This is a genomic window from Bacteroides sp. AF25-38AC, from assembly GCF_003602995.1.
Classification (GTDB): Bacteria; Bacteroidota; Bacteroidia; order Bacteroidales; family Bacteroidaceae; genus Bacteroides; species Bacteroides uniformis.
In genome coordinates this window covers 24,173-31,880 of sequence record NZ_QTMD01000042.1, presented here as the reverse complement: position 1 = coordinate 31,880, position 7,708 = coordinate 24,173, and the positions used below count along the sequence as shown (strand labels likewise).

Below are 7,708 nucleotides of genomic sequence, written 5' to 3'. Positions count from 1 at the left end.
TTCCCCGACCGATGAGATTGAATGAGAATAGAGCATGACACAGTTTAATTTACACAACCGTGCCCGCTTGTTTTTTCTGAAATACTTCCTCCTGCTTGCCCCTTCTTAAAAGGACAAAAGTTCTCAAAGAGACGAAAGGAAAATTAATACTCTCCGTGCAGCCTCAGCCTGCCGCGCAGCGAGTGTATCTCCCGCTGCATCTCTTCCATCCTTGCCAGCAGATGGTGGATGGCATCAATCCCTTCCATATTGATGGAAAGGTCGTAGTACATACGGCTGTACCGTTCCACATCCGGCAACTCGGAGAAAGGCAGATAACGCTCTCCACCTTCCTGCTCCACATCTATCAGTCCACTTTCGCACAGCATATCAATAAAAGTGGGCTCTATATGACACTTGTCACAATATTCGCTGATGACAATCCATTCGTTCTGCATAATCCGTTCTCCTTTCATTAGTTCATACTCTGAATTTTACGGAACATCTCTTTCTGCTGTTCCGTCAGGTTTGTCGGCAACTTCACGGAATAAGTCACGATGAGATCGCCAAACTGTCCCTCCTTCTTATATACGGGGAAGCCCTTACCCTTCAGACGTACCTTAGTCCCGTTCTGAGTTTCGGGTTTCACCTTCAGCTTCACCTGACCATCCAAAGTATCCACCAACTGGTCGCCACCCAGCAGGGCTGTATAAAGGTCGACGGTCACATCCACATACAAATCATCTCCCAAACGCTTGAATACCGAGTCGTCCGGAATCACAAACGTGATGTATAAGTCACCTGCAGGACCTCCGTTGATGCCCTCGCCACCATAGCCTTTCAGTTTGATGACCTGTCCGTTGGCCACACCGGCCGGAATGGTAATACGCACTTGCTTGCCATTCACCGTCAATATCTGTTTATGGGTCTTCGCAGCCTCACGAAGCGAGAGGTTCAAATCCGCATGATAATCCTGCCCGCGGAAACCGGCATTGGCACCGCCTCCTCCGCGCGTACGATGACCGAACATCTGTTCGAAGAAGTCTGAGAAACCACCGGCATTACTGCCCGAAAATTCCTGGCCGTCGGAAGAATACCAATACGTACCGCCTCCGTCCGTACCAAATCCCGCACCGGAACCTCCAAAACCGGCACCGCCAAATCCTCCGAAGCCCCCGGCTTGCTGCTGTGCCCGCTTCTGCGCTTCAAACTCGTCGGCATGTTTCCAGTGTTCACCATATTCATCATATTTCTTTCTTTTTTCAGGATCACTCAGCACCTCATTCGCCTCGTTGATAGCCTGAAACTTATCCTTGGCCGTAGCATCGTTCGGATTCAAGTCAGGATGGTACTTGCGCGCCAGCTTGCGGAACGCTCTCTTGATGTCATCCTGAGATGCCTTTTTGTCCACTCCAAGGACCTGATAGTAATCAATATAAGCCATAGTCTATTAGTTTTATTGTCTAAATACCATAAAACAAATAACACGCCAATTTGTTTTACGCATTATTAAAATAGGTAAACGAAAATTAAAAAGCATCATCAAGCATAATAATTACGTGATAAACAAACATTTAGTTTCAACCAAACACTTATTTCACGTCTATAAAATACCAAAATAGTGTAAACGACACCTAATATCGTCTAATTATTCATCCTAAATCTTCCTAAAATTGACAGAAAATGCTTTATTTGTAATAAGGAAAATTTGTTTTATATATAATCCCCAACCTTAGATTAAAAACCCCCATTATGAAAAGTAATTATTGGCTCCTAACGGTAATATTCGCTCTCGTAGCCCTGCCGGGCAAAGCAGGCGAATGGATCAGAATCAACCAACTCGGCTATTTGCCGCAATCCGTCAAAGTCGCTGTATTCATGAGCGAGGAAGGAACAAACGTAGAAAATTATTCATTGATTGACGCTTTCACCGGAAAGGTGGTGCGTACCTTCAACACAACCAAGGCCACCGGCAAGATGGGAGGCATAAAGAGTACCTACCGGTTGAACTTCAGTGATTTCACAGAACCGGGCACGTATTATCTGAAAGCAGGCAAAGCGGTCTCCCCCCGTTTCCCCATCAATGCACAAGTCTACAACGGTACCGCAGACTACCTGCTGCACTACATGCGGCAGCAACGCTGCGGCTATAATCCGTTCCTGAAAGACAGCTGCCACGTGCACGACGGCTACATCGTCTATCATCCCACCAAAACCGGACAACATATAGACGTCCGCGGAGGCTGGCACGATGCTACGGACTATCTGCAATACACCACCACCTCCGCCAATGCCATCTACCAGATGATGTTTGCCTATCAGGAAAATCCGGAATCATTCGGTGACGCCTATGATGCAGCCGGACATCCGGGAGCCAACGGCATTCCCGACATCGTGGACGAAATCAAGTGGGGACTGGACTGGCTGAACCGGATGAATCCTGCTCCAGGCGAGCTGTACAACCAGATAGCCGACGACCGTGACCATGCCGGAATGCGCCTACCTAACAAAGACCTGGTGGATTACGGCTACGGACCGGGTAAAGGACGCCCCGTTTACTTTTGCAGTGGCGAACCGCAAGTACGTGGAGAGTTCAAGAATGCAACGACCGGAGTGGCAAGCACTGCCGGCAAGTTTGCCTCCTGCTTCGCTTTAGGCGCCAAGATACTGAAAGACTACTATCCTGAATTTGCAGCAGAAATCGAAGCCAAGGCCGATGCCGCCTATCAGGAAGGCGTAAAGAAACCGGGAGCATGCCAGACAGCCTCTGTCTTGTCTCCCTACATTTACGAAGAGGACAACTGGGTGGACGATATGGAACTGGGAGCCATGGAACTGTACAAAGCCACCGGCGACAACAAATACCTGGCCCAAGCCCTTGAATACGGACGTCGCGAACCGGTGACTCCTTGGATGGGCGCCGACAGTGCACGCCACTACCAATGGTATCCGTTCATGAACATGGGGCACTACCATCTTGCCAAAGTGGACAACAGCCGCATCAGCAAGGAATTCATCCGCAACATGCGTACGGGCATTGAACGCACGTACGAGAAAGCGGTAGAAAGCCCCTTCCTGCACGGTATACCCTACATCTGGTGTTCCAACAATCTGACTACCGCCATGCTGACCCAATGCCGGCTGTACCGTGAAACCACCGGCGATGACACATACGCCGAAATGGAAGCCTCCCTGCGCGACTGGCTGTTCGGCTGTAACCCTTGGGGAACCAGCATGATTGTGGAACTTCCCCTTTACGGAGACTATCCCTCGCAACCCCACTCCTCACTGCTGAATGCAGGCGTGGGCAATACTACCGGCGGACTGGTGGACGGTCCTGTCTATCGTACCATCTTCGAAAGCCTGCGCGGTGTCAATATGACGGGAATTCCCGGAACTCCCGGACAAGACTACGAACGCTTCCAGCCAGACCTGATGGTATATCACGACGCCATCCACGACTATTCCACCAATGAGCCTACCATGGACGGAACCGCCTGCCTCACGTACTACCTCTCTGCCATGCAGAAGGATGGAATGAAGCAAGCCGGTATCCCAAATGACAAGAATGTATATGTGGACGGAGGCATTATCCGCACCGATCCCTCAAAAAAGCAAATCACCCTCGTATTCACTGCCGCCGACAAAGCAGACGGTGCCGATGCCATCATCAGCACCTTGAAGAAGCATGGCATCAAAGGTGGCTTCTTCTTTACCGGAGAGTTCTATGAACTCTATCCCGATGTAGTGAAACGCCTGCTCGACGAAGGGCATTTTGTAGGCAGCCACAGTTACGGACATCTGTTGTACATGCCTTGGGAAGACCGTGATTCTCTGCTGGTCACCCGCGAAGAGTTTGAGAACGATATGATGAAAAGCTACGAGACCCTCCACAAGGCAAGTATCGAATACAAAGACGCTCCCGTCTATATTCCCCCTTACGAATACTATAACAAGGAAATATCCGCCTGGGCAAAGAATATGGGTATTCAAGTCATCAACTATACCCCTGGTACCATGAGCAATGCCGACTACACCACTCCGGACATGGGACAGAAGTACCGGAGCAGCAAATTCATCTACGACAAGATTATGGAGGTGGAAAAGAAAGAAGGTCTGAACGGACACCTAATGCTGATGCACTTCGGAACGGACGACCGCCGCACAGACAAGTTCTATAATGGCTATCTGGACAAGATGATTAAGACACTGAAACGAAAAGGCTACACTTTTGTACCGGTCCGCGAGGCTGTCGGTATATAAGCATACTCTAACAAAGATTTATTGAAAAGGTTAGTTAAAAAGGTTATCGTGCAAAGGTATTTAAGGTAAATATTCAATCGGTTTGTTTTCAGTAAACCTTCCCCTACCCCCAAGAGGGGAAAGTTTCGAAGTAAGCTCCCAGCCTGTGAAGGTTAGGAGCTTTTATATATTTCAGAGAAGCCTTTTTACCGATTGCAGCAATTGCTCGATATCTTCTTCCGTAGTATCAAAAGAGGTTACAAAACGGATTTCGTGGATGGCCTCATCCCAGAAGTAGAAGAAATAGTCCTTCAACAGCTCGTCAATCACCGGACGGGGCATCGTAAGGAAAAGTTGGTTACTTTCCACCTTCTGCGTAAAATGCACACCTGGCAATTCCTTCAATCCGTCGTAAAGAATCTTTGCCATACGATTGGCATGCGCGGCATTTTTCAACCAAAGGCTGTCCGTCAGGTAGGCAGTGAACTGGCAGGACAGATAGCGGAGCTTGGATGCGAGCTGTGCCGACTGCTTGCGCACAAAATAAGCTTCCTTCTTCAAAGCTGGGTTAAAGACAACCACGCTTTCTCCCAACATCAGTCCATTTTTCGTACCACCGAAGCTGAGGATATCTATCCCGCAATCCACTGTCAGTTCCCTAAAGCCAAGATTCAAGGCTGCACAAGCATTTGCCAGACGGGCTCCGTCCATATGGACATACATGCCATGCCGATGGGCCAAATCCGTCAAAGCCCGCAACTCGTCCGGCTTATAGACAGTGCCCAGCTCCGAACATTGCGAAATATAGATGGCTCCGGGCTGCGAATGATGCTGTTCGCCGAAATGGCACAAATAAGGACGGACTAAATCGGGCGTCAGCTTGCCGTCAGGGGTAGCTATAGGACGAATCTGACAACCTGTCATACGGGCAGGCGCACCGCACTCATCGACATAGATATGTGCAGTCTCTGCACAAATAATGGAATTATAAGGGCGGGTACACAGCTGCAAAACCACCGCATTACTGCCCGTACCGTTGAATACGAACAACGGTTCGCAATCCGGCGTAAACGCTTCCCTTATTTTACGGACAGCCTCCTCTGTCCAAGGATCATCCCCATAACCAATAGCATGGTCACGGTTGGCCCGGTTCAGCGCCTCCATTACCAACGGATGTACGCCTGAATTATTGTCTGAAGCAAAACTTCTCATAGTCTTTCTGTTTTTGTTCATTGAAAAGAATGTGCAAAGAAAAGAATATTCTGCAACATGAAGAAACCAAGGAGCACAGATTTCATCCCCCGGTGGAAAATGCTTCCGCACTGAGAAATCTGTGCTCCTCAATCAATCCATTCAATCGGTTTCCTTTATCCGATATAAACATTTACCCCTAGTGAAACATAAAGTTCATCTTCTTCCTGATGAATTTCAATCTTGTCCTCACGGGCAAGCCACCCCAATGCGGCTCCCAACTCCTTGTCCTTCAGTCCGGACTTCCTCTTTAAAGAACCGTAGCTCCATCTGGTATAATCGCTAAGCAACTGCCAAACTTTCCCAGCATTTAGTCCAATTTCGCTTTTGTTCATTTTCTCTTCAATTAAAAAGGTTAATAGTTCTTGTTGATTAGGTTATCTTTACGAAGGGTAAAGATATGATTTTTTATTTTGCTAACAACAAAAACGAACAAAAGATATGAAAACTAATCATTTTTGTAACACTTTTGTAATATTACACGCTTTTTATTAATAATCAAGAAGGTAAATAGAACAAAAAAACCGCAGTATCTATCAAAAAGACACTGCGGTTCTCCTATTTGATTAAGCAATCAGGGAAAACGATCTTACATCATTCCGCCCATGCCTCCCATTCCGGGAGCACCCATCGGCATCTCAGGCTTATCTTCTTTCTTCTCTACGATTACACATTCTGTAGTCAGGAACATACCGGCAATAGAAGCGGCATTTTCAAGAGCCACACGAGTAACCTTGGCAGGATCTACCACACCGGCTGCATGCAGGTTCTCATAAACATCGGTACGGGCATTGTAACCGAAGTCTGCCTTGCCTTCGCGTACTTTCTGTACAACAACAGCACCTTCTTTACCAGCGTTGGCAACAATCTGGCGCAACGGTTCTTCAATAGCACGTTTGATGATGTCAATACCGGTTGTTTCATCTACATTGTCACCCTTAAAGCCTTCCAGAGCATCCAATGCACGGATATAGGCTACACCACCACCTGGAACAATACCTTCTTCGATAGCGGCACGGGTAGCACGAAGCGCATCGTCTACACGGTCTTTCTTTTCCTTCATTTCAACCTCAGAAGCAGCACCTACATAAAGAACAGCTACACCGCCAGACAACTTGGCCAAACGTTCCTGCAGTTTTTCCTTGTCATAATCAGATTTCGTAGATACAATCTGAGCCTTGATTTGCTCGCAACGTTCCTTGATGTTTTCTTTATCACCGGCACCGTTTACAATAGTTGTATTATCCTTGGAAACAGTTACCTTGTCGGCAGTACCCAACATTTCGATAGTAGCTTGTTCCAGCTTCAGACCTTTTTCCTCGCTGATGACAACACCACCGGTCAGCACTGCAATATCTTCCAACATTTCCTTGCGACGGTCACCGAAGCCCGGAGCCTTCACTGCACAAATCTTCAACTGAGAACGCAGACGGTTTACAACCAAAGTTGTCAGCGCTTCGCTATCCACATCTTCTGCAATAACCAGCAAAGGACGACCGGTCTGTACTGCCGGTTCGAGGATAGGCAGGAAATCTTTCAGGTTGGAAATCTTCTTATCATAAATCAGGATGTACGGTTTTTCCATTTCGCACTCCATCTTCTCCGTATTGGTAACGAAGTAAGCAGAGAGGTAACCACGGTCGAACTGCATACCTTCAACCACACCGATAGTAGTATCAGTACCCTTTGCCTCTTCGATAGTGATAACACCGTCTTTGGAAACTTTGCGCATAGCGTCTGCAATCAGCTTGCCGATAACGGGGTCGTTATTGGCAGAAACGGAAGCAACTTGCTCAATCTTGTCATAATTGTCACCCACTGTTTCCGCCTGGCCTTTGATAGAATCAACCACTTTGGCAACAGCCTTGTCGATACCGCGTTTGATATCCATCGGGCTAGCACCGGCAGTCACGTTCTTCAGACCTTCGGCTACGATAGCCTGAGCCAAAACAGTAGCAGTTGTAGTACCGTCACCTGCATCGTCGCCGGTCTTGGAAGCAACTTCCTTTACCAGCTGTGCGCCAGTATTCTGATATGCGTCTGCCAACTCTACTTCTTTAGCTACCGTTACACCATCTTTCGTGATGTGGGGAGCACCGAATTTCTTTTCGATGATAACGTTACGACCTTTAGGGCCGAGGGTTACTTTTACTGCATTTGCCAGTGTGTCGATACCTTTCTTCAATTGGTCGCGGGCATCGATATTGAATAATATTTCTTTTGCCATAACTATATT

The 7,708-nt window shown here is 47.7% G+C and carries 6 protein-coding genes; 1 reads left to right on the top strand and 5 read right to left on the bottom strand.

Going from position 1 to position 7,708, the window contains the following annotated elements; translation table 11 throughout:
- Window positions 1-143: 143 nt before the first annotated feature.
- Window positions 144-437 carry a chaperone modulator CbpM gene (locus DWY55_RS19825; RefSeq protein ID WP_009036538.1) on the bottom strand — a complete coding sequence of 98 codons (294 nt, stop codon included), beginning with the start codon at window positions 435-437 and terminating at the stop codon, window positions 144-146.
- A gap of 17 nt (window positions 438-454) precedes the next feature.
- Window positions 455-1,423 (bottom strand): DnaJ C-terminal domain-containing protein, encoded by a 969-nt coding sequence (locus tag DWY55_RS19820; RefSeq protein ID WP_005826253.1) that lies wholly within the window; start codon window positions 1,421-1,423, stop codon window positions 455-457.
- A 308-nt stretch (window positions 1,424-1,731) separates the two neighbouring features.
- On the opposite strand from DWY55_RS19820, the gene DWY55_RS19815 reads away from it, so the two are divergent.
- Window positions 1,732-4,242 carry a glycoside hydrolase family 9 protein gene (locus DWY55_RS19815; protein WP_005826249.1) on the top strand — a complete coding sequence of 837 codons (2,511 nt, stop codon included), beginning with the start codon at window positions 1,732-1,734 and terminating at the stop codon, window positions 4,240-4,242.
- A gap of 171 nt (window positions 4,243-4,413) precedes the next feature.
- On the opposite strand, the gene DWY55_RS19810 is transcribed toward DWY55_RS19815, so the two are convergent.
- The 3 genes from DWY55_RS19810 to groL form a co-directional block, all read right to left on the bottom strand.
- Window positions 4,414-5,433, bottom strand: a complete 1,020-nt coding sequence (locus DWY55_RS19810; RefSeq protein WP_034525502.1) for a threonine aldolase family protein — start codon at window positions 5,431-5,433, stop codon at window positions 4,414-4,416.
- 155 nt (window positions 5,434-5,588) lie between these two features.
- A complete protein-coding gene (locus tag DWY55_RS19805; protein ID WP_005826242.1) occupies window positions 5,589-5,807 on the bottom strand; it encodes a winged helix-turn-helix domain-containing protein in 219 nt (72 codons plus the stop codon).
- Between the two features lie 254 nt (window positions 5,808-6,061).
- The gene (gene groL, locus DWY55_RS19800) at window positions 6,062-7,699 is read right to left on the bottom strand and encodes a chaperonin GroEL (RefSeq protein ID WP_005826239.1); all 1,638 of its coding nucleotides are present in this window, start codon (window positions 7,697-7,699) and stop codon (window positions 6,062-6,064) included.
- Window positions 7,700-7,708 lie beyond the last annotated feature (9 nt).

Coding starts and splice junctions, on each gene's coding strand:
- DWY55_RS19825 (WP_009036538.1), bottom strand. CDS start 437: ATGCAGAACGAATGGATTGTCATCAGCGAATATTGTGACAAGTGTCAT.
- DWY55_RS19820 (WP_005826253.1), bottom strand. CDS start 1,423: ATGGCTTATATTGATTACTATCAGGTCCTTGGAGTGGACAAAAAGGCA.
- DWY55_RS19815 (WP_005826249.1), top strand. CDS start 1,732: ATGAAAAGTAATTATTGGCTCCTAACGGTAATATTCGCTCTCGTAGCC.
- DWY55_RS19810 (WP_034525502.1), bottom strand. CDS start 5,433: ATGAGAAGTTTTGCTTCAGACAATAATTCAGGCGTACATCCGTTGGTA.
- DWY55_RS19805 (WP_005826242.1), bottom strand. CDS start 5,807: ATGAACAAAAGCGAAATTGGACTAAATGCTGGGAAAGTTTGGCAGTTG.
- groL (WP_005826239.1), bottom strand. CDS start 7,699: ATGGCAAAAGAAATATTATTCAATATCGATGCCCGCGACCAATTGAAG.